Origin of the sequence: Isoptericola sp. NPDC056578 (assembly GCF_042793275.1) — a bacterium.
Taxonomy (GTDB): domain Bacteria; phylum Actinomycetota; class Actinomycetes; order Actinomycetales; family Cellulomonadaceae; genus Isoptericola.
Window position 1 is genome coordinate 43,742 of the sequence record NZ_JBHTVC010000017.1, and the last position, 22,379, is coordinate 66,120.

General features: G+C 75.2%; 20 protein-coding genes. 7 read left to right on the forward strand and 13 right to left on the reverse strand.

Features of this window, described 5'->3' with window-relative positions; genetic code table 11:
- The first annotated feature begins 15 nt into the window (after nucleotides 1–15).
- The 3 genes from ACFQ80_RS09110 to ACFQ80_RS09120 are packed head-to-tail and all read left to right on the forward strand — an operon-like array spanning nucleotide 16 to nucleotide 4,795.
- Nucleotides 16–1,128, forward strand: a complete 1,113-nt coding sequence (locus ACFQ80_RS09110) for an AAA family ATPase (protein WP_430552289.1) — start codon at nucleotides 16–18, stop codon at nucleotides 1,126–1,128.
- Between the two features lie 8 nt (nucleotides 1,129–1,136).
- A complete protein-coding gene (locus ACFQ80_RS09115) occupies nucleotides 1,137–2,564 on the forward strand; it encodes a DUF58 domain-containing protein (RefSeq protein WP_430563419.1) in 1,428 nt (475 codons plus the stop codon).
- Complete coding sequence (locus ACFQ80_RS09120) at nucleotides 2,561–4,795, forward strand: transglutaminaseTgpA domain-containing protein (RefSeq protein WP_430563420.1); 2,235 nt, start codon at nucleotides 2,561–2,563, stop codon at nucleotides 4,793–4,795. The genes ACFQ80_RS09115 and ACFQ80_RS09120 overlap by 4 nt, the downstream gene beginning before the upstream one ends.
- A gap of 135 nt (nucleotides 4,796–4,930) precedes the next feature.
- Here the strand turns inward: ACFQ80_RS09120 and ACFQ80_RS09125 are convergent, their stop codons facing one another.
- Genes ACFQ80_RS09125 through ACFQ80_RS09135 form a run of 3 tightly spaced genes read right to left on the reverse strand, consistent with a single transcriptional unit; the run spans nucleotide 4,931 to nucleotide 7,067 of the window.
- The gene (locus tag ACFQ80_RS09125) at nucleotides 4,931–5,359 is read right to left on the reverse strand and encodes a DUF3040 domain-containing protein (RefSeq protein ID WP_430552292.1); all 429 of its coding nucleotides are present in this window, start codon (nucleotides 5,357–5,359) and stop codon (nucleotides 4,931–4,933) included.
- Between the two features lie 38 nt (nucleotides 5,360–5,397).
- On the reverse strand, nucleotides 5,398–6,675 hold the full coding sequence (locus tag ACFQ80_RS09130) for a DNA polymerase IV (RefSeq protein ID WP_430563421.1): 1,278 nt from the start codon (nucleotides 6,673–6,675) through the stop codon (nucleotides 5,398–5,400).
- On the reverse strand, nucleotides 6,672–7,067 hold the full coding sequence (locus tag ACFQ80_RS09135) for an SAV_6107 family HEPN domain-containing protein (protein ID WP_430563422.1): 396 nt from the start codon (nucleotides 7,065–7,067) through the stop codon (nucleotides 6,672–6,674). Before ACFQ80_RS09135 ends, ACFQ80_RS09130 begins: the two co-directional genes overlap by 4 nt.
- Nucleotides 7,068–7,381: 314 nt before the next feature.
- Here ACFQ80_RS09135 and ACFQ80_RS09140 point away from each other — a divergent pair, with 314 nt between their 5' ends.
- Nucleotides 7,382–8,188 carry a spermidine synthase gene (locus ACFQ80_RS09140; protein ID WP_430563423.1) on the forward strand — a complete coding sequence of 269 codons (807 nt, stop codon included), beginning with the start codon at nucleotides 7,382–7,384 and terminating at the stop codon, nucleotides 8,186–8,188.
- A 111-nt stretch (nucleotides 8,189–8,299) separates the two neighbouring features.
- On the opposite strand, the gene ACFQ80_RS09145 is transcribed toward ACFQ80_RS09140, so the two are convergent.
- The 5 genes from ACFQ80_RS09145 to ACFQ80_RS09165 form a co-directional block, all read right to left on the reverse strand.
- A complete protein-coding gene (locus ACFQ80_RS09145; protein WP_430552296.1) occupies nucleotides 8,300–8,503 on the reverse strand; it encodes a cold-shock protein in 204 nt (67 codons plus the stop codon).
- Nucleotides 8,504–8,726: 223 nt separating this feature from the next.
- Nucleotides 8,727–9,665, reverse strand: a complete 939-nt coding sequence (locus ACFQ80_RS09150) for a proteasome assembly chaperone family protein (RefSeq protein WP_430552297.1) — start codon at nucleotides 9,663–9,665, stop codon at nucleotides 8,727–8,729.
- A 102-nt stretch (nucleotides 9,666–9,767) separates the two neighbouring features.
- A complete protein-coding gene (locus tag ACFQ80_RS09155; protein ID WP_430552298.1) occupies nucleotides 9,768–10,208 on the reverse strand; it encodes a response regulator in 441 nt (146 codons plus the stop codon).
- 90 nt (nucleotides 10,209–10,298) lie between these two features.
- Nucleotides 10,299–11,510, reverse strand: coding sequence for an ATP-binding protein (locus ACFQ80_RS09160; protein WP_430563424.1), 1,212 nt, complete (start codon nucleotides 11,508–11,510; stop codon nucleotides 10,299–10,301).
- Nucleotides 11,507–12,946, reverse strand: a complete 1,440-nt coding sequence (locus ACFQ80_RS09165) for a PP2C family protein-serine/threonine phosphatase (protein WP_430552300.1) — start codon at nucleotides 12,944–12,946, stop codon at nucleotides 11,507–11,509. Before ACFQ80_RS09165 ends, ACFQ80_RS09160 begins: the two co-directional genes overlap by 4 nt.
- Before the next feature lie 169 nt (nucleotides 12,947–13,115).
- On the opposite strand from ACFQ80_RS09165, the gene ACFQ80_RS09170 reads away from it, so the two are divergent.
- Together ACFQ80_RS09170 and serA are read left to right on the forward strand one after the other, a co-directional pair.
- A complete protein-coding gene (locus tag ACFQ80_RS09170) occupies nucleotides 13,116–15,425 on the forward strand; it encodes a HelD family protein (protein ID WP_430563425.1) in 2,310 nt (769 codons plus the stop codon).
- A 70-nt stretch (nucleotides 15,426–15,495) separates the two neighbouring features.
- Nucleotides 15,496–16,734 carry a phosphoglycerate dehydrogenase gene (gene serA, locus ACFQ80_RS09175; RefSeq protein ID WP_430563426.1) on the forward strand — a complete coding sequence of 413 codons (1,239 nt, stop codon included), beginning with the start codon at nucleotides 15,496–15,498 and terminating at the stop codon, nucleotides 16,732–16,734.
- 143 nt (nucleotides 16,735–16,877) lie between these two features.
- Here the strand turns inward: serA and ACFQ80_RS09180 are convergent, their stop codons facing one another.
- From ACFQ80_RS09180 to ACFQ80_RS09190, 3 genes are all read right to left on the reverse strand, one after another.
- Nucleotides 16,878–17,012, reverse strand: coding sequence for a DUF5302 domain-containing protein (locus ACFQ80_RS09180; protein WP_430563427.1), 135 nt, complete (start codon nucleotides 17,010–17,012; stop codon nucleotides 16,878–16,880).
- A gap of 132 nt (nucleotides 17,013–17,144) precedes the next feature.
- Nucleotides 17,145–17,651 carry a transcriptional regulator NrdR gene (nrdR, locus tag ACFQ80_RS09185; protein WP_430563428.1) on the reverse strand — a complete coding sequence of 169 codons (507 nt, stop codon included), beginning with the start codon at nucleotides 17,649–17,651 and terminating at the stop codon, nucleotides 17,145–17,147.
- Nucleotides 17,652–17,755: 104 nt separating this feature from the next.
- On the reverse strand, nucleotides 17,756–18,085 hold the full coding sequence (locus ACFQ80_RS09190; RefSeq protein ID WP_430552576.1) for a LysM peptidoglycan-binding domain-containing protein: 330 nt from the start codon (nucleotides 18,083–18,085) through the stop codon (nucleotides 17,756–17,758).
- 269 nt (nucleotides 18,086–18,354) lie between these two features.
- Here ACFQ80_RS09190 and lexA point away from each other — a divergent pair, with 269 nt between their 5' ends.
- A complete protein-coding gene (gene lexA / locus ACFQ80_RS09195; RefSeq protein WP_430563429.1) occupies nucleotides 18,355–19,191 on the forward strand; it encodes a transcriptional repressor LexA in 837 nt (278 codons plus the stop codon).
- A 51-nt stretch (nucleotides 19,192–19,242) separates the two neighbouring features.
- Here lexA and ACFQ80_RS09200 read toward each other — a convergent pair whose 3' ends face one another.
- Both ACFQ80_RS09200 and ACFQ80_RS09205 read right to left on the reverse strand, forming a co-directional pair.
- On the reverse strand, nucleotides 19,243–20,202 hold the full coding sequence (locus ACFQ80_RS09200) for an L-lactate dehydrogenase (protein WP_430563430.1): 960 nt from the start codon (nucleotides 20,200–20,202) through the stop codon (nucleotides 19,243–19,245).
- 9 nt (nucleotides 20,203–20,211) lie between these two features.
- Nucleotides 20,212–22,281 (reverse strand): ATP-dependent DNA helicase, encoded by a 2,070-nt coding sequence (locus ACFQ80_RS09205; protein ID WP_430563431.1) that lies wholly within the window; start codon nucleotides 22,279–22,281, stop codon nucleotides 20,212–20,214.
- Nucleotides 22,282–22,379 lie beyond the last annotated feature (98 nt).

Consider the following 22,379-nt stretch of genomic DNA (forward strand, 5'->3'; position numbering starts at 1 on the left):
AACCGGAGGTCACCCGTGCACCCAGAACCCGTCTCCCCCACGCTCGCCGGCGCACGCACGGAGACGGAGGACCGCAGGGACGGCGCCACCCCCTCGACGGGGGCCGACCTCGACGCCCTGGCCAGGGATCTCGACGAGCTCGTCGCCGCCACCACGCGGGTGCGGGAGGCGGTCGACTCCGTGGTCTCGGGCCGGCCCGGCCTCGCCGAGGTGACCGTCGCCGTCCTGCTCGCCGAGGGTCACCTCCTGATCGAGGACGTCCCCGGCGTCGGCAAGACGACGCTCGCGAAGGCCCTCGCCCGCAGCATCGACTGCCGCGTGGGCCGCATCCAGTTCACCCCCGACCTGCTCCCGAGCGACCTCACCGGCGTGAACATCTTCCGCACGGCCACGCACGACTTCGAGTTCCGGCCCGGACCGGTGTTCAACAACGTGGTGATCGGCGACGAGATCAACCGCGCCTCGCCCAAGACGCAGTCCGCGCTCCTCGAGTGCATGGAGGAGGGCCAGACGACGATCGACGGCACCACGCACACGCTGCCGCGGCCGTTCCTCGTCGTCGCGACGCAGAACCCGGTGGAGATGGAGGGCACGTACCCGCTGCCCGAGGCGCAGCGCGACCGGTTCATGGCCCGGCTCACCGTCGGCTACCCGGACACGGACGCCGAGCTGCAGATGCTCGACCGCCAGGAGTCCGCCGATCCCCTGGACCACCTGTCCCCCGTCACCACCGGCGCCGACATGGTGCGGTACGCCCGTGCGGTACGCGCCGTCTACGCCGCGGGACCCGTCAAGCAGTACGTGCTCGACCTCGTGGGCGCGACGCGGCAGCACGAGGGGGTCCGGCTCGGCGCGTCGCCGCGGGCCTCGCTCCAGCTGCTGCGCGCCGCCAAGGCCGCGGCCGCCATGGCGGGCCGCGAGCACGTGCTGCCCGACGACGTGCAGTCCCTCGCCGTCGCGGTCCTGGCCCACCGCCTCATCCTCAGCACGGAGGCGCGGCTCGGCGGCGTGACGCCCGAGGACGTCATCGAGGAGATCGTGCAGCGCACCGCCGTGCCCGGCGTCCGCGTCGCGGTCGCCCCGCCCGCGGGGTCGTTCGCGCGGCCCTCCCGCGAACGCGGCCGGTAGGACCGACCATGTCCGGCGACGACGAGCCCGGCGCGGTCCCGGCCACCACCGAGCGCAGGGCCGGGAAGGCCGGCCCGCACGACACCCGGCACCCGGCGCTGCGACGGGTCGTCCGCGTCCGGCCCACCCGCCGCGGTCTGGCCCTGCTCGTCGCGGGCCTGGTGCTCGCGACCGTCGGCACCCTGCTCGACCTGCCCGACGTCGTGGGCCTCGGCGCCGCGGCCGTGCTGGCCGTCCTCCTCTCCTGGGTGCTGATGGGGGTGCAACGCCTCGACGCCGGTCGCGGGGCGCTCGTGGTCACGCGCGAGCTCACGCCGAACCCCGTCGTGCGGGACCAGACCGCAGCGGTGCGCCTGGTCGTCGGAGCCCGCGCGCGCACGGGCGCGGCCTACGAGCGGCTGGCCCGGCTGCGGCTGTCGGAGCAGGCCGCGCACGAGCTGGCGGGGCCGCACGGCATCCGCGCCCGGGTGACGGCGCACGCGGACCGCATCGCGGTCTCCTACGCGCTCACCCCGTCCCGCCGGGGCCGTTGGGCCCTCGGCCCCCTGCTCACCACGCGCACCGACGTCTTCGGGCTGGTCCGCACGACGCAGCCGCTCGGCGCCCCGACCCGGGTCGCCGTGTGGCCCCGCACCGTCGGGCTGCCCACGCGCACGCGGGTGCTCGGCGACGTCGAGCGGGCGGCCACCGGCGCACGGCTGGCGTCCACGGACGACTCCGTCCTGCGCGAGTACGTCTCCGGCGACGACCCTCGCCGGGTGCACTGGGCGGGCTCGGCGCGCCAGGGCCGGCTCATGGTCCGGGCGGACGAGAGCGCCGGCGTGCGGCCCGTGACCGTGCTGTTCGACCGGTCGCTGCTGCCGCCGCCCGTCGACCCGCGCACCGGCGTCTGGCCGTCCGCCCGCGGCTCCCGCACGCACGCGGAGGGCGAGCTCGCCGTCGAGCTGGCCGCCTCGGTCGCCACCTCGTTCCTCGACGCGGGCCACCCCGCGCGGCTGGTGCCCACCGGTTCCGGCCCCGCGCCCGTGCCCTTCGCGGCTGGCGCACGCACCGGCCGCGCGACGATCCTGGACGGGACCGTCGACCTGCGCGGGCACCGCGGGTCCGCCGACGCCGAGCGCGCCGTCCTGCAGACGGTCCGCGCCCTGCGCGCCTCGCGCTCGCAGGAGGAGATCGTCGTCGCCGTGCTGGGCCCCCAGGCGGAGACCGCGCTGCGCGAGATGGCCGAGCTCGGCGTCGAGGGCATCTGCTGGGCGCTCGTCGTGGCGCCGGCCGACGCCCCGGGCGCGGGTCCGACGCCGGCGGGTGGCACGGCGGGAGGCACGGCGGGAGTCACGGTCGGCGCGCTGCGCGCCGCCGGCTGGCGCGTGGCCACCTGCCCCCCGGGCACGGCGCCCGACCGCGCCTGGGCGCTCCTCGCCGAGGGGGCGGCATGATCCCCGCCCACGCGGGCCCGACGGCCCGCACCGTCGCCTCCGGGGTCCTGGTCGCCGTGGCGGTCGCCGCGTCGATGCTCTCGCTCGCGAGCATCGTGCTCCCGGGCGGCTGGACGCGCGCGGCCCTCCTCGGCATCGTCCTCGTCAGCGCGACGACGGTCACCTCCCGGGTGGTGATCGAGCGACGGGCCCGCGCCCGGGGGCTGCGCACCAAGGAGTCGGGCTCCGCATGGCCCAGCGTGCTGGGCGGCGTCGTGGCCGCCTGGTTCGTCCTCGCGCGGTACGGCGGCCCCACCGCCGATCCCACCTTCCTGGTCACCCCGGAGCACGTGTCACGCGTCGTGGCCCGGCTCGGCGAGGCCGGTGAGATCGCCCGGTCGGAGGTCGCCCCCGTGACGGGGAGCGTCCCCATGGGGCTGCTCACCGTCGGCGGCACGCTGCTCGTGCTCCTGCTCGCCGACGCGCTGGCGGGCGCGCTGCGCCGCCCCGCGGCGGTCGGCCTGCCGCTCCTCGCCCTCTGGGCCCCGCCGCTCGTGCTCACGGGACGAGTGCCGTGGGGCGTGTTCGTCGTGACCGTCACGGCCCTGCTGCTGCTCCTCACCCTCGACGGTCCCCTGGTCGCGCGGACGAGACGGGCCGAGCGCACGCCCGCGCCGGTGCGGCGCGCCGAGCGGTCCCGCGCCGTCGCGACGACCGCCGGTGCCGTCGTCCTCGCCGTCGTCGCCGGCCTCGTCGGAACCGCGTCCGCCGCGCTCCCCGGCGGTCCCGCGGGCTGGTACCGCACCTTCACGACCACGGGCGACACCATCCGCCTCGCCGAGGACCTCGACATCCTGCGGAGCCTGACCGAACGGTCCCGCTCCGTCGTGCTGTCCTACGACACCGGCTCCGAGGCGGACGTCGGTCCGCTGCGCAGCTACACCGCCACGGCCTTCGACGGGCGCCGGTGGCAGCGCGGCGACGAGCGCGGCGGCCGCGAGTTCGCCGAACGCGACGTCCTGTGGCCCGACGACCCGCCGTCGGGCGGCGACGTCCGCAGCGTCGCCCTCGACGTCGGCGAGCTCCGCGACGACAAGCTGCCCATCAGCATCGACCCTCGCCAGGTGGCCACGGACGGCGGCGGGTGGGGCTACGACCCCGCCCGGGACGAGGTGGTCGGTGGGCTGACGGCGGCGGGCGACTCCTACACCCTCACCGTGCACGAGCGGGACCTCGACCCCGCCGCCCTCCGGGAGGCACCCGCGGCCGACCTCGACGAGGTCTACACCCAGGTCCCCGACACGGCGCACGCGGGAGACGTCGAGGCCGCCGCGCGCGAAGCCGTGGGCGAGGCCGACACCGCCTACGACCAGGCGGTCGCCCTCCAGCGCTGGTTGCGCGACCCCACCCGCTTCACCTACTCGACGACCATCCCCCGCGGCGGCACGGGAGACCCGGTCTGGGACTTCCTGCAGCACCGCACGGGCTACTGCATCCAGTTCGCGACGACCATGGTGGTCATGGCGCGGTCGCTCGGCATCCCCGCGCGCCTGGCGGTCGGGTACCTGCCCGGCGACCGCACCGGCGAGACCACCTGGCAGATCACGGGCCAGGACTCGCACGCCTGGCCGGAGATCTACTTCCCCGGCACGGGGTGGGTGCGTTTCGAGCCGACGCCCGCCCAGCAGACCGGGAGCCCGCCCGCGTACACGATGCCGCGCGTCCAGGGCGACCCGGCCGCGGTGCCCACGTCGAACGACCTCCGCGAGCGGCAGCCCTCGGCGGGGAGCACCTCGACCGACGACGAGGCGACGCCCTCGGCCTCGGCCGCCGCCGCGGTCACGCCCGTCGTCGACACCGGCCTCCCCGGATGGGTGTGGATCACGGCAGGCAGCCTCGTCGTCGTCCTGGTGGGCGGCCTCGTGCTGCTCCTGGCCAGGCGGCGGCGCGCCTCGCTGGAGCTCGACCCCGAGCTCGCCTGGCAGCAGGTGCTCGCCGCACTCGCCGCCGAGGGCGTCCGGCTGCCGCCCGCCACGACGCTGCGCCGTGCCCCGGACGCCATCGCGTCCGCCGTGACCACCCGGACCGGCCGCGAGCTCAGCCCCGAGGTGCGCGAGGACCTCGGCGCGCTCGCGCGGGCGGCCGAGGCGAGCCGGTACGCGAGAGAGTCCGTGCCACCCGAGCCCGACGAGCTCGAACGGCTCGCGACGGCGGTGACCTCCGGGCTCGGCGAGACCCTGTCGACGCGCTGACCGCTGCGGCCGCGTCGGGGGCGCGTGCGGGTCGCGGGCGGGGCGTGTCGCGCGGGTGGCCCACGGTGTGAACGCACGAGCCCGCCCCGCTCGCGAAGAGCGGGGCGGGCTCGGTCGAGCGTGACGCTCCGGACCTCAGCGGCCCTGGTCCCGTCGGCGCTCCCAGCGCTCCTCCAGCCTCGCGAGGAACCCCTCCTTCTTGGCGGCCGTGCTGGGACGGGTCGCCGTCTGCCCGGGGCGCGAGCGATCGGGGTTGGTCTGGGGGTCGATCGTCCCGTCCGGCCGGACGACTCCCGTCGGGCCCTTCTTGCGGGGAGCGGCGAACGCGTACGCCACCCCGGCGAACATCAGCACGAAGCCGGCGACTCCGACCCAGGCCTGCGACGTCGCGGCACCGACCACGAGCAGCAGCAACCCTGCGACGACTCCTACGCCGGCCAGGACATAGCGCAGGGGCGACCGGCGGCGCGCCTGCTGCAGGGTGTTGGCCAGACGGGGATCGTCGCTGCTCAGCGCGCGCTCCATCTGCTCCAGCACTCGCTGCTCGTACTCGGACAGTGGCATCGAGTCCCCCCGGGTCTCGCGGTGGAACGGTAACGCCCTCAGGATATGCCTGAGCCGCCCGGCATGGTAGTCGGCGGGGGTGAACCTCGGCGACGGCCCGGCGCCGCACCGAGGCTGATCGCGGATCGCCCGAACCGCTCGCGTACGGCGTCCAGCGCCAGCTCGGCCTCCCGACGCGCCTCCTGACGCGGATCCACGGCCTCGTCGAGGGTCACCTGCTCGGCGAGACCGGACCTGACCTGCAGGTTCTCACCGCGGACGCCGACCAGGCGCACGGGCAGACCGCGGAGGTCCGCCGCACCCAGCAGCTCGCGCGCGACCAGGAAGATCGCGCGCGCCACGTCCGTGGGGCCGTCGAGGGTGCGGGACCGGGTCAGGGTCCGGAAGTCGCTGGTGCGGACCTTGATCGACACCGTCCGCGCGACCACGCCCTGGTGCCGCAGCCGGGCCGCGACCCGGTCCGCGAGCTCGAGGACACGCTGCTCCACCGCGCGGAGGTCCCACAGGTCACGCTCGAACGTCGTCTCGGCCCCGACGCTGCGCTCCTCGTGCCCCGGGACGACCGGCCTCGGGTCGCGCCCCCACGCGAGGTCGTGCAGGTGCGCCCCGGAGACCGACCCGACCGCCGCCTGCAGCGTCGGCACGTCGGTGTCCGCGAGCTGGGCGACGGTCGTGATGCCCCAGCGCGCCAGGGCGGCCTCCGTCTTCTCACCCACCCCCCAGAGCGCACCGACCGGCAGAGTCCGCAGGAAGGGCACGGTCGCGTCCGCCGGCACGAGCATCATCCCGTCCGGCTTCGCGTGGGTGGACGCCAGCTTGGCCACGAACTTGTTGCGCGCGACCCCGACGGAGCAGGTGATCCCGTGCTCGGCCCGGACCTGCTCGCGCAGCCGCGCCCCGATCGCCGTGGGCGCGCCCAGCCGGCGCCGGGCCCCGCTCACGTCCAGGAAGGCCTCGTCGACCGAGACGCGCTCGACCAACGGGGTGATCGTGGCAAGGATCGCCATCACCGACTCGGACACCTCGTGGTACAGCGTGTGGTCGGGCGGCACCACGACGGCCTGCGGGCACAGGCGCAGCCCCGCGGCCATCGACATCGCGGAGCGCACCCCGAAGGCCCGGGCCTCGTAGGTCGCCGCGAGCACCACGCCCCGTTCCCGCCCCCCGACGATGACGGGACGACCGCGCAGCTCGGGGCGGCGGGCGAGCTCGCAGGACGCGAAGAAGGCGTCCATGTCGACGTGCAGCACGGAGGTGCCGGACTCGTCGCTGCCCCAGTCCCGGAACGCCTCCGCTGCCCGTGGGCCGCGGCTCACGACGCCGCCGGCGTGAGGGCGAGCGGTCGCGCGAACCCGGCGCCCGGGTCGACCAGGAGGCCGACCTCGTCCCGGAAGTCCTCCGCGCACGCCACGAGCTCGGCCGCCCGCCGGGCGTCGACGTCGGGCTCGAGCCCCGCCTCGACCGCCGCCCGGACACGGGCCCCGGAGGCGAAGTAGCCCGACCACGCGGCGAGGTCGGGCTCCACGAGGGCCAGCATGTCCCAGACCGAACGCGCCCGGCTCCGGGCCGACGGGCGGCCGCGCAGCGCGACGACGGCGGCGGCCGCCCGCAGCGCCGCCAGGTGGGCGTGCACGAAGCGCTCGGCCGAGTCCGTCGCCGTCGCGGCCGCCGCGAGCTCCGCGTCGGAGCGGTCGAGCAGCCGGGTCACCTCGGGGCTCGGGGGCAGCGCCGCGCCCGCGCCGCCATGACCTGCTCGGCCGGCCTGACCACGACCGCCCGTCGCACCGGCAGATCTCGTGCGAGCCGACATCCTGCACCTCCCGTGCTCCGCGGTTCCCCGCGCCCGTCCAGTGTCGAACACCTGTTCGAACCTGTCAACCGCCGGCCCGGGCCCTCCCCACCCTCCGGAGCGGGGAGACTGGTCGCATGTCCCGCTCCTCCCGAGGTGGATCGCGCCCCGAGCGCCGGTCCGGTCGACGCCACCCAGCATCCTCCGACGCACCGACACTCCCCGACGAGGAGGTGCCGATCGACACCGGCACGGCACGCGTCGAGCGCGACCCGGACCACCCCGACCGCGTGACGCTGCACGTCAACGGCGTGCCGAGCTCCGCCCTCGACCTGGCCGACCCCGGCTTCCTCGCCTTCGAGTACATGCAGCAGATGGCCGCCGTGCTGGCGGGGCTGCCCGACGGCCCGCTGCGGGTGCTGCACCTCGGGGCGGCGGGGTGCGCCCTCGCGCGGCACGTCGAGCACGAGCGACCGGACTCGCGCCAGCTGGGCGTCGACGTCGACGCCCGCCTCCTCGAGCTCGTGCGATCCTGGTTCGCGCTGCCGCGCTCGCCCCGGCTCCGGCTGCGGGCCGACGACGCCGGCCACGCCCTCGCGTCGCTGGCGCCGGGCTCGTTCGACGTCGTCGTGCGCGACGTCTTCGCGGGCGACCGCACGCCCGACCACCTGGCCGACGACGCGTTCGCCGCGGCCGCGCACCGGGTGCTGCGCCCCGGCGGCGTCCTGCTCGCGAACTGCGCGGACCGCCCGCCGTTGTCGCTCGCGCGCCGGGAGACCGCCACGCTCGCCGTCGCGTTCGGACCGGGAGCGGCTGCCGACGGCCGGCTCGGGGTCGTCGCGGAGCACGCCGTCCTCAAGGGCCGGCGGTACGGCAACGTGGTGCTCGTCGCGGTGCGGGCCGTGCCCGACGACGCGGAGACCTCGCCCACGGACGAGGTGGACCTGCACGACGCCGGCCTCGCGCGACGGCTGCGCAGCCTGCCCGTCCCGACCCGCCTCCTCGTCGGTGACGAGCTCACGAGGTTCGCCGGGGCCTGACGTCCGCCGGTCGAGCACTGTTCGGGCGACAGGGCGAGCACCGGTCGCGCCCGGCACGACGACGGCCGCGCCCCTCCCGGGGACGCGGCCGTCGTCAGGCGAGCCGGGTGCTCAGAGCGGCACGACCTGCTCCGCCTGCGGCCCCTTGGGGCCCTGGGTGATCTCGAACTCGACCCGCTGGGCCTCGTCGAGGGTGCGGTATCCCTGCGTCTGGATCGCGGAGTAGTGCACGAAGACGTCGGCGCCGCCGTCGTCCTGCGCGATGAAGCCGAAGCCCTTCTCCGAGTTGAACCACTTCACAGAACCTTGCGCCATGCTGATCCTTCGACCTTCCGTCACAACGGGCACGAGCGGGCCGGGCGGCCACCCGTCGCTGCAGGCCGCACCGCCGGTTCGTGCGAAGGAGCGCCTCTGCAACGCGGTCAGTGTGGCACGGACCACACCGACGTGCCACGGATAAGCCGCGGAAGCCGCGCATCGGCCATTCGGGACGGGCGGAGTGCGCACCGCGGACGAGCGGCACCCGGGGGCGTCCGGGTCAGTCGTCGTCCTGCTGGGCCAGGAAGCGCTCGAACTCGGCGCCGAGCTCGTCGGCCGTGGGCAGGGGGGCCTGCTCGGCGAGGAGGCTCGGCCGCCCCACCGACCTCGTGAAGGCGTCGTACTGCTCCTCGAGCGCCTTGACGACGGCCTTGACCTCGCCCGACTCCCCCACCTGCTTCTCGACCTCGATCGTCGCGTCCGCCGCGGCCTCCGCGAGCAGGCCCGTCGCGAGGTCCAGGCCCGTGGCGCGCTCCACGTGCCGCAGCGCGACGACCGCCGCCGGCGCGTAGCGCGACTGCGCGAGGTAGTGCGGCACGTGCACGGTGAAGCCGATCGCGTCGTGCCCCGCCTCGCCGAGGCGGTACTCCAGGAGCGCGGCGAGCGAGCCGGGCACCCGCACGGTGCCGAAGAACGACGTGTAGTCCTCGACCAGGCCCGGACGCGTGCCGTGCGCCGTGAGCGACAGCGGCCGCGTGTGCGGCACCCCCATGGGGATCCCGTGGAAGCCGACCGTCAGGGAGACCTCGAAGCGCTCGGCCAGTCCCTTCACGGCCGCCACGACCCGCTCCCACTGCAGGTCGGGCTCCGAGCCGTGCAGCAGCAGGAAGCCGGTGCCCTCGCGGTCGGCGACGTGGTCGATCGCGAGGTAGGGCTCGTCGTAGGCGGACCACCGGTCGGCGTCGAACGTCATCCCGACCCGCTTCGAGCGGTAGTCGAGGAGCTGGTCGACGTCGAAGGTCACCAGGCGCGTGGTCGTCAGCTCCTCGGTGACGTGCTCCACGGCGATCTCCCCCGCGGAGCCCGCGTCGACGAAACCGTCGAGCGCGTGCAGCAGCACGGGTCCGGTACCGGTCGGCGCCGCGTCGGGCCCCTGGTGGGGCAGGACGCGCGCAACGGCGGCCTCGTCGACCTCGTAGATGCTCTGCGGGTCCAGCAAGGGTCTCCTCCTCGGTTCTCCGGCTCGTGCCGGCGGGCTCGCGCCCGCAGGAGTGACAACCGTGCCGCGCCCCGGATCCTTCCCGCGCCCCGCCGGCCCCGATCAGTGGTGCGGCAGCCGCACCACGGTGACGAAGAAGTCGTCGATCTGTCGGACCACCTGGATGAACCGGTCGAAGTCCACGGGCTTCGTCACGTAGGCGTTCGCGTGCAGCGAGTAGGACCGCAGCACGTCCTCCTCCGCCTCGGACGTCGTGAGCACGACGACGGGGATGTGCTTCAGCCGCTCGTCGGCCTTGACCGCCGCGAGCACCTCGCGGCCGTCCATGCGCGGCAGGTTGAGGTCCAGCAGGATGAGGTCCGGCGTCGGCGCCTGGGCGTGCTCGCCCTCCTTGCGCAGGAAGGCCATCGCGCTCACGCCGTCCGCCACCACGGACAACCGGTTGGCGACCTTGTGCTCCTCGAACGCCTCGCGGGTCATGAGCACGTCGCCCGGGTCGTCCTCGACGAGCAGGACCTCGATCCCCGTCTGCTGGTCCGTCATGCCCGCTCCCTCGTCGTCGAACGCCCGGTCGGGGCGCGCCCCTGCCGTTCCGTCTGCAGCATCGTCGCAGGTCAGCGACGTCTACCGAGCCTAACCGACGATGCCGTCCGACGCCTCGTCGCGGTCCGGCAGGGTCCATCGCACCGACGTCCCGCCGCTCGGCGCGGGCTCCAGCCAGACGCGCCCGCCGTGGTGCTCGACCACGCGCTTGACCAGCGAGAGCCCGATGCCGGTGCCCGAGTAGACGTCCTTGGGGTGCAGCCGCTGGAAGATGACGAAGACGCGCTCGGCGTACTGGGGGTCGATGCCGATCCCGTTGTCGGTGCAGGACAGCTCCCAGCCGGGCTCCGGCCCCGTGACCCGCCGCGCCGACAGGTGCACGCGCGGCGGGCGCTCGGGGTCCCGGAACTTCACGGCGTTGCCCACGACGTTCGCCAGCAGCATCGTCAGCAGCGCCTTCTCCCCGCGCACGACCGGCAGCGGGTCGTGCGTGATCTCCGCACCCGCCTCGAGGATCCGGCCCTCCTGGTCGTGCCGCACCTGCTCGAGCGCCCGCTCGAGGTCGACGTCCTCGGGCTCGCTGCCCGAGCGCCCGACCCGCGAGAAGCTCAGCAGGTCCTGGATGAGCCGCTGCATGCGGCGCGCGCCGTCGACGGCGAAGGCGATGTACTGGTCGGCCCGCTCGTCCAGCTGCTCGCCGTAGCGCTTCTGGAGCAGCTGGGTGAAGCTCGCCACCTTGCGCAGCGGCTCCTGCAGGTCGTGCGAGGCCACGTAGGCGAACTGCTCGAGGTCGCGGTTCGAGCGCTCCAGCTCCTGGTTGGAGCGGGCCAGCTCGCGCGCCTGCTCCGCGAGCTGGGCGTGGGTGCGCTCGGTCTCGGCGTGCGACGCGCGCACCTCCGCCACCTGCTGCACCAGCTCGCGGCGCATGTGCTCGACGTCGGCCGCGAGCGCCGCGACCTCGCCGGTGCCCTCCACCTGGATCTCGTGCTCGTGCTCGCCCGTGCTGGCGGCGCGCACCGAGTCGGCGAGCCGTGCCAGGGGACGGGTCACGCCGCGCTGCAGGGCGCGCCACATGAACAGACCCATGACGACCACGAGCAGCACGAGCACGATCACCACGACCAGCAGGGTGAGGTTCCACGCGTGGGCCGCGTCCATGGCCTCGTCGCCCGCGCCCACCCGCAGCAGCACCAGCGAGCGCTGGATCGCGACGAGCGCGACGGCGAGCGCGAGCAGCAGCACCGCGCCGACGATGAGCAGCAGCCGCAGGACGACGTCGTGCAGCGGGCGTTCGCGCCTCACGGGCGCGCCCACTCGGCCGAATCAGCGAGGGTCGAGGACCGCTCCCCCAGGTACGGCGTGTCGTGCCCGGTCCACCCGACGACGAGCAGCGCCGCGTCGTCGGTGAGCGGGCCGCCGTGCAGCGCGCGCACGTTGCGCAGCACCCGCTCGACCACGCCGACGATGCCGTGCCGCTCGAGGTCCTCGCGCACCAGGTCGTGCAGCCCGGACTGCCCGAGCCGGGGCACCCGCGCCCGCAGCGGGCCCACGCGCGCGGGCCGTTCCCCGTGCAGCTCGGCGAGACCGAGGGCGTCCCGGCCGAGCCCGTCCAGCTCCGGGTCGATCACCGTGCCTGCCGGCCGGCCGCTCGTCGGGTCGGGGCCGGGTGCACCGAGGCGCACCTCCGCCTCCACGAGCCCGTCGGTGTAGAGCATGAGGGCGAACGGCCCGTCGAGGCCGATCCGCCGCGGTTCCCACCCGCCGTCGACGGGGACGCCAAGCGCCCGGCCCCTGCCGGTGGGCGGCAGCAGCTCGCAGCGCAGGTCTCCCACCGGCCCGGTGATGAGCAGCGGCGGCAGGTGGCCCGCCAGGTAGAGGTCGATCCCGGAACGGTCCGGGGCGACCACCACCTGGCACAGCGTGACGAAGACCTCCGGCCGGGCCCGCTCGGTCAGCAGCACGCGCTCCAGGTGCTCGAGGACGTGCTCGGGCGGCGTCCCGGTGAGGACGAGGGTGCGCCAGGCGGTGCGCAGGGTCGCCCCGAGCGCCGCCTCGTCGGGGCCGTGGCCGGCGACGTCGCCCACGACGGACAGCACGGAGCCGTCGGGCCGTTCCACGGTGTCGAAGAAGTCGCCTCCGAGCAGGCCCCCGCCGCCCGGCAGGTAGCCGACCATCACGGAGATGCGCTCGTCGCCCACGAGAGGCTTGGGCAGCAGGGCGCGCTCGAGCCGCGCGGTCTCCTCCGCCCGCACCGCGCTGCGGTACAGCGCGCGCTGCTGGGCCGCGGACCGGCGCCGCTGGAGCGCGTAGCGCAGCGACCGGCCGAGCAGCCCGGAGTCCGTCTCGCCCTTGACGAGGTAGTCGTCGGCCCCCGCGGCCACCGCCTGCAGCCCCTGGTCGCCGCCGGTCAGGCCCGTGAGCACCACGAGCGCGGGGACGTCGTGCACGCGCTCGGCGACCTCGCGCAGCCGCGACACCGCCGTCAGCCCGACGGCGTCCGGCAGCCCGAGGTCGAGCAGGACGCAGTCGACCCCCGGGGTCCCGCCGGGCCGTGAGAGGGCGTCCACCGCCTCCGCCACGGACCGGGCCCGACGCAGCACGACCGTGACCTCGGCGTCCTCGAGCAGCTCCGTGACGAGCAGCGCGTCCCCGTCGTCGTCCTCCACGAGAAGAACGGTGGCGGCCGCGTCCTCGGCGGGTCCGTCGGACCCGGCTCGCAGGACGTCGCCGCTGCTCATGGGCCTGATCCTAGCCCCGGCCCCCCGCTCCGGGCAGGTGCCGGGAGCCCGGCGCGTCGCCGCCCGGCGCCGGACGGTGCCCCCGGGTGCTCCCGGCATCTGCAATGATGGTCCGCCGCCGGGACCGCGCCGTCGTGAGAGCGCGGCCCGAAGGACGCTGGGAGGATGCGTGGCAGGCAGGCAGGACGAGCTGGCACGCGAGCAGGGGGTCGTCGACGGCCTCTACGCCCGACTGGACGAGCTGCGACGCGCGACGCGCGACCGGCTCGCGGAGGTCCGGCGCTCAGGACCGTCGGGGTCGCCGCAGAACCGGAGCGAGCGGGACGCCTTCGCCACCCTCTACGAGGACCGGGTGGCGCAGCTGGACGCCGTCGAGGACCGGCTCGCGTTCGGTCGCCTCGACCTCGACGACGGCGACACCCGGTACGTGGGGCGCCTCGGTCTCGCGGACGCCGAGCACCGGTCTCTGCTCACGGACTGGAGGGCACCCGCCGCGACGCCGTTCTACCGGGCCACGGCCCTCCACCCGGCCGGCGTCCGCCGTCGTCGGCACCTGGTGACGACGGGACGCACGGTCACCGGGCTCGAGGACGAGGTGCTCGACCTCGACGCCCTGGCGGACGGGGCCGAGGGCGCCGACGGCTCCCTCGCCGCGTCGACCCTGTCCGGCGAGGGAGCCCTCCTCGCCTCGCTGGCCGCGCGCCGCACGGGCCGCATGACCGACATCGTCGCGACGATCCAGTCGGAGCAGGACCGGATCATCCGCGCCGACCTCGCCGGCGCGCTCGTCGTGCAGGGGGGACCCGGCACCGGCAAGACCGCCGTCGCCCTGCACCGCGCCGCCTACCTCCTGTACGCGCACCGGCGCGTGCTCGAGCGCAGCGGCGTCCTGCTCGTGGGGCCGAGCCGCGCCTTTCTGCGGTACATCGACCAGGTGCTGCCCTCGCTGGGCGAGACGGGGGTCGTCGCGACCACGGTGGGCGAGCTGCTTCCCGGGATCCGGGCGGACGTGGCGGACACCCCCGCGGCCACCGCGATCAAGGGCCGCCTGCTGTGGCGGGACGTCGTGCGCCGCGCCGTGCGCGCCCGCGAGCGCGTCCCGGAGCGGGACGTCCGCTTCCGTCTCGAGGGGTACGACCTCGTCGTGCGCCGCCGGGACGTGCGCGACGCGATCGGCCGCGCCCGTCGCACGCACAAGCCCCACAACGAGGCCCGCGCCGCCTTCGTCCGCGACATGCTCGCCCGCCTCGTGGACCAGTACCGCGCCGCGGCCGACACCGAGCTCGCTCCCGAGGACGTCGCGATGGTCACCGAGGACCTGCGCTCCCACCGGGACGTGCGGGTCGCGCTCAACCTGGCCTGGTTCCCGATCAGCCCGGAGAAGCTGCTCGCCGACCTCTTCGCCAAGCCGCACCGGCTGGCGGAGGCCGCCCCCGAGCTGTCCGCGAGCGAGCGAGCGGCGCTGCGTCGCGACCCGGACGCGCCCTGGACCGAGGCCGACGTGCCCCTGCTCGACGAGGCCGCCGAGCTGCTCGGCGAGGACGGCTCGATCGCCCGCGCGGAGGCCCGGGCACGCGCCGCCGAGCGCGCCGCGGAGCTGGAGTACGCCCGGTCCGTGCTCGAGTCCACCGGCGCGGGCGGCGGGCTGGTGGACGCCGAGACGCTGGCCTCCCGGTTCGAGTCCACGGGGCCGCGGCTGACGACGGCGGAGCGCGCCGCGGAGGACCGCACCTGGACGTACGGCCACGTGGTCGTCGACGAGGCGCAGGAGCTGTCGCCCATGGCGTGGCGGATGCTGGTGCGCCGCGTGCCCACGCGCTCGATGACGATCGTCGGCGACGTCGCGCAGACGTCGTCGCCCGCCGGCGCCCGGTCGTGGGCCCGCGCGCTCGACCCGGTGCTCGGCGACTCCTGGCGGCTCGAGGAGCTGACCGTCTCCTACCGCACCCCGGCCGCGGTCGCGGACGCCGCGCAGCGGATGGCCGCCGAGGCCGCGCTCCCCGTCTCGCCGCTCACCGCCGCCCGCCAGGTCGACGACGCGCTGGAGCTCACCCCCGTCACCCCGTCGGGACCGGCGCGCCCGGTGCTGGTGCAGGAGGTCGTGGACCAGGTCGCCTCCCTCGCGGCCAGCTTCGTCGGGGCCGACGGCGCGGGCCGCGTGGCCGTGGTGGCCGCCGCCGACCAGGTCGAGGCGCTCCGGGTCGCCGTCGAGTCCGTCCTGCCGGACGCGCTCGGGGCGGACGAGGGGGCGCGACTGCTCGCCCAGCGACCGGAGGACGCCCAGGTGAGCGTGCTCGACCCGCGCGCGGCCAAGGGGCTGGAGTTCGACGCCGTCGTGCTCGTCGAGCCGGCGGCCGTGACCGAGGGGCCCGGCGGGGCGTCGGACCTGTACGTCGCGATGACCCGCCCCACCCAGCGCCTCGTCGTCGTGCACGAGCGCGCCCTGCCCACCGGCATCGTGGAGCTCGCCGCCGCGTGACACCGGACGTGACGCCGCAACGGTGAGACGCGTTTGTGGGCGCGGGCCCGCACGGCGCACCATGGGCCTCGTGCTGCGAGCCCTCCTTCTCGAGAACGTCCACCCCGTCGCTGCCCAGAATCTTCGTGATGCGGGTATCGAGGTCGTCACGCGCCCCGGCGCGCTCGACGAGTCCGAGCTGATCGAGTCCCTCCAGGACTTCCAGATCCTCGGCATCCGGTCCAAGACCACCGTGACCCGCAAGGTCCTCCAGAGCGTCCCCGGCCTGCAGGCCGTCGGCACCTTCTCCATCGGCACCAACCAGATCGACCTCGACGCAGCCGCGGCCCACGGCGTCGCCGTGTTCAACGCGCCGTACTCGAACACGCGCTCCGTCGTCGAGCTCGCGATCTCGGAGATCATCGCCCTGACGCGCCGCCTCACGGTGCGCGACAAGGCGCTGCACGACGGCGTCTGGGACAAGACGGCGGAGGGCTCGCACGAGGTGCGAGGCCGGACGCTGGGCATCATCGGCTACGGCAACATCGGCTCCCAGCTGTCGGTGCTCGCCGAGAACCTCGGCATGCGGGTCGTCTTCTACGACACCGCCGAGAAGCTCGCCCTCGGCAACGCGCACCGCGTCGAGACGATCGAGGAGCTGCTCGCCGAGGCCGACGCGGTGACGATCCACGTGGACGGTCGGCCGGGGAACGCCGGCCTCTTCGGGGCGGACCTGTTCGCCGGCATGAAGCCCGGTGCGGTCTTCCTCAACCTGTCGCGCGGCTTCGTCGTGGACGTCGAGGCGCTGCGGGAGCACATCCTCTCCGGCCACCTCGGCGGCGCGGCCGTCGACGTCTTCCCGACCGAGCCGAAGAAGCGCGGCGACGGCTTCACGTCGCCGCTGCGCGGGCTGCCGAACGTCATCCTCACCCCGCACGTCGGAGGCTCGACGGAGGAGGCCCAGGAGGCGATCGGCGAGTTCGTGTCCAAGAAGCTGCGGGACTTCATGTCGACCGGGTCCACGACCCTGTCGGTGAACCTCCCGAACCTCCAGCTCGCGCACACGGGAGTCGGCCGCATCATGCTGCTGCACCGCAACGTGCCCGGTGTCCTCGCCCGCGTGAACCAGGTCTTCGCCGACCACGGCGCCAACATCGAGGCGCAGATGCTCGCCACCCGCGGTGAGATCGGCTACGTGGTGACCGACATCTCGGACGTCACGCAGCGTGGCGCGTCGGCCAAGCTGCAGGCCATGGACTCGACCATCCGCCTGCGCATCCGCGACGCGTTCGAGCGGCCCGAGTTCCCGCCCGGTCCCGCGGCAGGCTGACGCGGCACGGCGACCGCGCCGACGAAGCGCGAAGGGCGGCCCCGGGGATCCGGGGGCCCCCATCGGGGGTGGTCCGGCAGCTGGGGGCGTGCGTCTGGTCAGCCCGACTTGCGGGGGGACCTCGTGTGCACCCGCCCCGGGGGCTACGAACCCGGCCCCAGGCCGGTGTTGCCGTCCTTGCCGGCGGTGGGGTGGCTGGCGGCGTTCTTCTTCTCCAGCGCCTCCCGGAAGCGCGCCTTCGTGTCCTCGGTGGGCTTCGCCCTCGAGTCGTCCGTCATCACGGTCACCTCGTCGTCGGTCGGGGTGGGTGTGCTCGCGCGGCGGGCCGCGTGGCACCTGGTGCCGTCCAGCATGCCCCGGCGGCCTACCGGACGCCAGGGCATTTCACGCGGACCGGACGCGCGTCCGGCTCAGTCCGTCGCGGCGCGCCCCGCCGCCGCGTGCTCGCCGTCGGCCGCCGACCCGCGCGCCTCGTGCTCCGCCCGCAGCGACGTGATCGCGGTCTCGAAGTCCTCCAGGGACTCGAAGGACTGATACACGCTGGCGAAGCGCAGGTAGGCGACCTCGTCCAGCTCGCGCAGCGGCCCGAGGATCGCGAGACCGACCTCGTTCGCCTCGATCTCCGGCCGACCGGAGGCCCGCAGGGTCTCCTCGACCTTCTGCGCGAGGACGGCGAGGTCGTCGGAGCTCACCGGCCGGCCCTGGCACGCCTTGCGCACGCCCGCCACCACCTTGTCCCGGCTGAACGGCTCGGTCACCCCGGAGCGCTTGGCCACCGACAGGCTGGCCGTCTCGATCGTGGTGAACCGACGCTGGCACGCGGGGCACTGGCGCCGGCGACGGATGGACGCGCCGTCGTCGGAGGTGCGCGAGTCGACGACTCGTGAGTCCGCATGGCGGCAGAACGGGCAGTGCATCGCTGGTCTCCTGCGCTCGGCTCCGGACCGGCGCCCGGCTGCCCGTCAAGGTAAGCGGCGGGCGACCGTCCGCGCAAGCAGGATCCCTGGGAGCGGCGATGCCGTCAGTCCAGCGGGAGCAGGACCACCTGCCCGGTCTGGAGCTCCGCCGAGGTCAGCCCGTTGAGGTCGCGGAGCTCGGCGACGACGTCGCGCAGGTCGTCCCCCGTGTCCCGCACCTGCTGCGCGTACTGCCACAGGGTGTCGCCGGGCGCCACCGTCTGGAGCCGCACCTCGACGCCTGCGCCCGGAGCCTCCGCCACGGCCCGCTGGCCGACCAGGCCCGCGCCCACGAGGACGAGGAGCACCAGTGCCGCGACCACCACCCGTCCCCTGCGGGTCAGCCGGAGCCCTCCGAGCCCGAGGAACCCGTGAGCGTCGCTGGTACTGCGCACGTTCTGCATCGTCCTGCCTCCGGTCCACGTGGTGCCGCGATGGGCGGCCGCTCCGTCGAGCATCCGTCGTCGAACACCCGTTCGTCGAACACCTGTACGTCGAACTGCTGTACTAGGTGTACCACGTCGGGGCGACACGGTCGAGACCTGATCGAACAGATGTTTGATGTCGGGCCGGAACTGGCTTAGAGTGGCCGACAGCGCGATGGAAGGTTTGTCGGATTTCATCGGCCCGCCCACGGGCCGCGCCCTGCAGGACGGAGAACGCGATGACCAGCGGACGGGACCAGGCCCCGGCGTCCACGACGACGGCGACGTCATGGGCAGCCCAGGACGAGACCCCCGGGGAGGCGGCCGCGTCGACGGTCCCGGCCGGCACCACCACGACCGTGCTGGCGTCGGTGAGCGAGCTCTCGCCCTCGTCCGACCGCCTCACGCCCCGCCAGCGTCGCGTGCTCGAGACCATCCGCAGCTCCGTCGAGGCGCGCGGCTACCCCCCGACCATGCGCGAGATCGGCGAGGCCGTCGGGCTGGCGAGCCCCTCCTCGGTCAAGCACCAGCTCACCACGCTCGAGCGCAAGGGCTACCTGCGCCGTGACCCCAACCGGCCGCGCGCGATCGAGGTCGTCGACCTCGAGTCGCCCGCGACCGGCGGTGCCGTCCCCGACGCCGACGCGGCGCCCGGGTTCGTGGCGGGGTCGCTCGCCGCCTCCGACGCGCAGCCGGCCCAGGCACCGTCGTACGTCCCGCTGGTCGGCCGGATCGCCGCCGGCGGTCCCATCCTCGCGGAGCAGGTCGTCGAGGACGTCTTCCCGCTCCCCCGGCAGGTCGTCGGCGACGGGGACCTGTTCCTGCTCAAGGTCGCGGGCGACTCGATGGTCGACGCCGCGATCTGCGACGGCGACTGGGTGGTCGTGCGGAGCCAGCCCGTCGCCGAGAACGGCGAGGTCGTCGCCGCGATGATCGACGGCGAGGCGACGGTCAAGACCTTCAAGCAGGCCGGCGGGCACACCTGGCTGCTGCCGCAGAACGCCGCCTACTCGCCCATCCCGGGAGACGAGGCGCAGGTGCTCGGTCGGGTCGTGGCGGTGCTGCGCAGCCTCTGAACGGCGCTCCGCCCCGGCCCCGCCCGGCGCCCCGCGTCCGGTCCGGTCCGGTTAGAAGCCCAGCCGGCGCTGCACGGCCCGCATGCTCTCGGCCGACGCACGCAGCCCGGCGACCTCCTCGTCCGACAGCGGGGTGTCGATGGTCTCCCCCACGCCGCGCCGGTCGACGAGGGACGGCACCGACAGGCAGACGTCGCTGATGCCGTAGAAGTCGTCGAGGCGGGAGGACACGTTCATCACGCGGTGCTCGTCGTTGAGCACCGCCTCGATGATCCGGGTCGCCGCCAGGCCGACCGCGTAGTTGGTCGCCCCCTTGCCGGCGATGACGCGGTAGGCCGACTCGACGACGTCGGTCGCGATGCGCTGCCGGGCCGGCTCGTCGAGCGGCGGGCGACCCCGGAAGGGCCGCCAGTCCAGGAGGGGCACGCCGGCGATCGTGGCCGAGCTCCACAGCACGATCTCCGAGTCGCCGTGCTCGCCCGCGATGTTCGCGTGCACGTTCCCGACCGCGACCCCGCAGTGGCGGGCCAGCGCGTCGCGCAGCCGGGACGAGTCGAGGACGGTCCCGCTGCCGAACACCCGGCCCCGGGGCAGGCCGCTGATCTCCTGCGCCGCGTAGGTGACGACGTCGACCGGGTTGGTGACCATGAGGAACACCGCGTCCGGGGCCACCTCGAGCAGGCCCGGCAGGACGGAGCGCGTGAGGCCTACCGTCGCCTCGGCCAGGTCGAGGCGGCTCTGGCCGGGCTTCTGCTTGGCCCCCGCCGTCACCGCGACGATGTCGGCGCCGCGGCACACCTCCACGTCGTCCGAGCCGTCGATCTCGGCCTGAGGGATGAACATCCCCCCGTGCCGCAGGTCGAGGACCTCGGCCTCCACCTTCGCGCGGTTGACGTCCAGGAGGGCGACGGACCGGGCCGCGCCCCGGGCCAGCGCCGCGTACGCGAGGGTGGAACCCACCGCGCCCGCTCCGACGATCGCGAGCTTGGTCGTCCTGCGTGTCTCGTCCACGGCCCCACGCTAGGTGTCGAGACGCCGGAGCGCAGCGCGGACGAGCTCGCCGTCCGTGGTCGGCCAGAAGTCCGGCATGGATCGGGTGAGGAACGACCCGTAGCGTGCGGTCGCGAGCCGGGGGTCGAGAACGGCCACGACCCCTCGGTCGTCGCCCGTGCGCACGAGCCGGCCGGCGCCCTGCGCCAGCAGCAGCGCGGCGTGCGTGGCCGAGACCTGCATGAACCCGTTGCCGCCCGCCTGCTCCACGGACCGCGCCCGCGCCGCCTTCACCGGGTCGTCCGGGCGCGGGAACGGGATCCGGTCCACCAGCACCAGCTGACAGCTCGGCCCCGGGACGTCGACGCCCTGCCACAACGAGAGGGTGCCGAACAGGCAGGTCGCCGGGTCGTCGGCGAACGCCTTCACGAGGGTCGGGAGCTGGTCGTCGCCCTGGCACAGCACGGGGACGTCCAGCCGCTCGCGCATCGCCTCGGCCGCGGCCTGCGCCGCCCGGCGGGACGAGAACAGCCCGAGGGTCCGTCCTCCGGCGGCCTCGATCAGCCCGGCGATCTCGTCGAGCTGGGCGTCGGTCGTCGGCTCCCGGCCAGGCGCGGGCAGGTGCCGCGCGACGTAGAGGATCCCCTGGCGCGGGTAGTCGAACGGGCTGCCGACGTCGAGACCCGTCCAGTCGGCCGTCTCGTCCGTCCCGCCCGAGCCGGCGAGGCCCAGCGACCGCGCCACCGGGTCGAACGTGCCGCCGAGGGTGAGCGTCGCCGAGGTGAAGACTCCCGTGGCCTCGCCCAGCAGGTGCGTGCGGATCAGCCCCGCCACCGCCAGCGGCGCCGCGTGCAGGCGCGTGACGCCGTCGCCCGCCCAGGGCGCGTTCTCCGGCGGGCGCGAGCACCACAGCACGTCCGCCGTCGTGTCCTCCGCCGCCATCCGCTCCGCGACCTCGAAGAGCTGCAGGACGGCCGACTGCGCCATCTTCGTGCCGGCGTCCGGCGCCTCCTGCCCCTTGCCCGGGCCCTGGGGCTTGAGCCGGGTGAGGAGCTCGCGCGCGGCGTCGCGCACCGCGCCGACCGCGGCGCGCAGGTCGTCGGGGAGGCCGAGCGGGAACCGCTCCGCGGGGGCCGTGGCGAGCAGGCTGCCCAGTCGCTGCGAGGCGGCGTCGAGCGCCTCGGTCTCGGTGCCGCCGTGCCGCCGCGCGAGGCGCGCGGCGTGCTCCACGACCGTCAGCGACAGGTCGACGGTCGCCGCGGCCGTCACGCGCTCGGCGAGCTCGTGCGCCTCGTCGACCACGACGGCGTCGTGCTCGGGCAGCACGCCCGGGTTCCCCGAGACGGCGATCCCCAGCATCGCGTGGTTGGTGACGACGACGTCGGCCTCCCGGGCCGCCGCGCGGGCCCGCTCGGGGAAGCACTCCGCGAGGAGCGGGCACCGCTGCCCCAGGCACTCCAGGGCCGTGACGGACACCTGGCGCCAGGCCCTGTCGGGGACACCGGGCACGAGATCGTCCCGGTCGCCCGTGTCGGTGTCGTCGGCCCACGCGTGCAGCCGGCGTACGTGGTCGGCGAGCGTGGCGGCGTCGTCCCGACGCCCGCCCTGGCGAGATCCTCCGGGCGGCCTCGAGGGCGCCGGGTGCTGCTCGGCGCCTGCTCCCTCGCCGGGTCCGGGGTCGGCCGGGAGGTCGAAGAGCGTCGCGCCATCGACCGGGTAGCCGCCGGTCACCTTGTGCTTGCACAGGTAGTTGTGCCAGCCCTTGAGCAGGGCGACCTTGGGAGGGCGGGGCAGCTTGGGCCCCACGGTCTCGGCGACCAGCGGCAGGTCGCGCGTGACCACCTGTCGTTGCAGGGCGAGGGTGGCGGTGGAGACGATGACCCGCCTGCCGTCGACGACCGCGTGCCGCACGGCCGGGACGAGGTAGGCGAGCGACTTGCCCGTGCCCGTGCCGGCCTGCACCAGGAGGTGCCGGCCGTCGTCGACGGCCTCCGCCACCGCCTCGGCCATGCGGCGCTGGCCCTCGCGCCGTCCGCCGCCGAGGGCCCCCACCGCGAGGTCGAGGAGCTGCGGGGCGTCGGGGGCGTCGGCGGAGGTCACCCGTCGATCCTAGGGTGACCCGCCGACCGTTCCGGGCCGGCACCCCCCGCCGGCCCCGCGGGCCTCGCCGGCGGCGGGCGCACGGCCCGCCGCGGGCC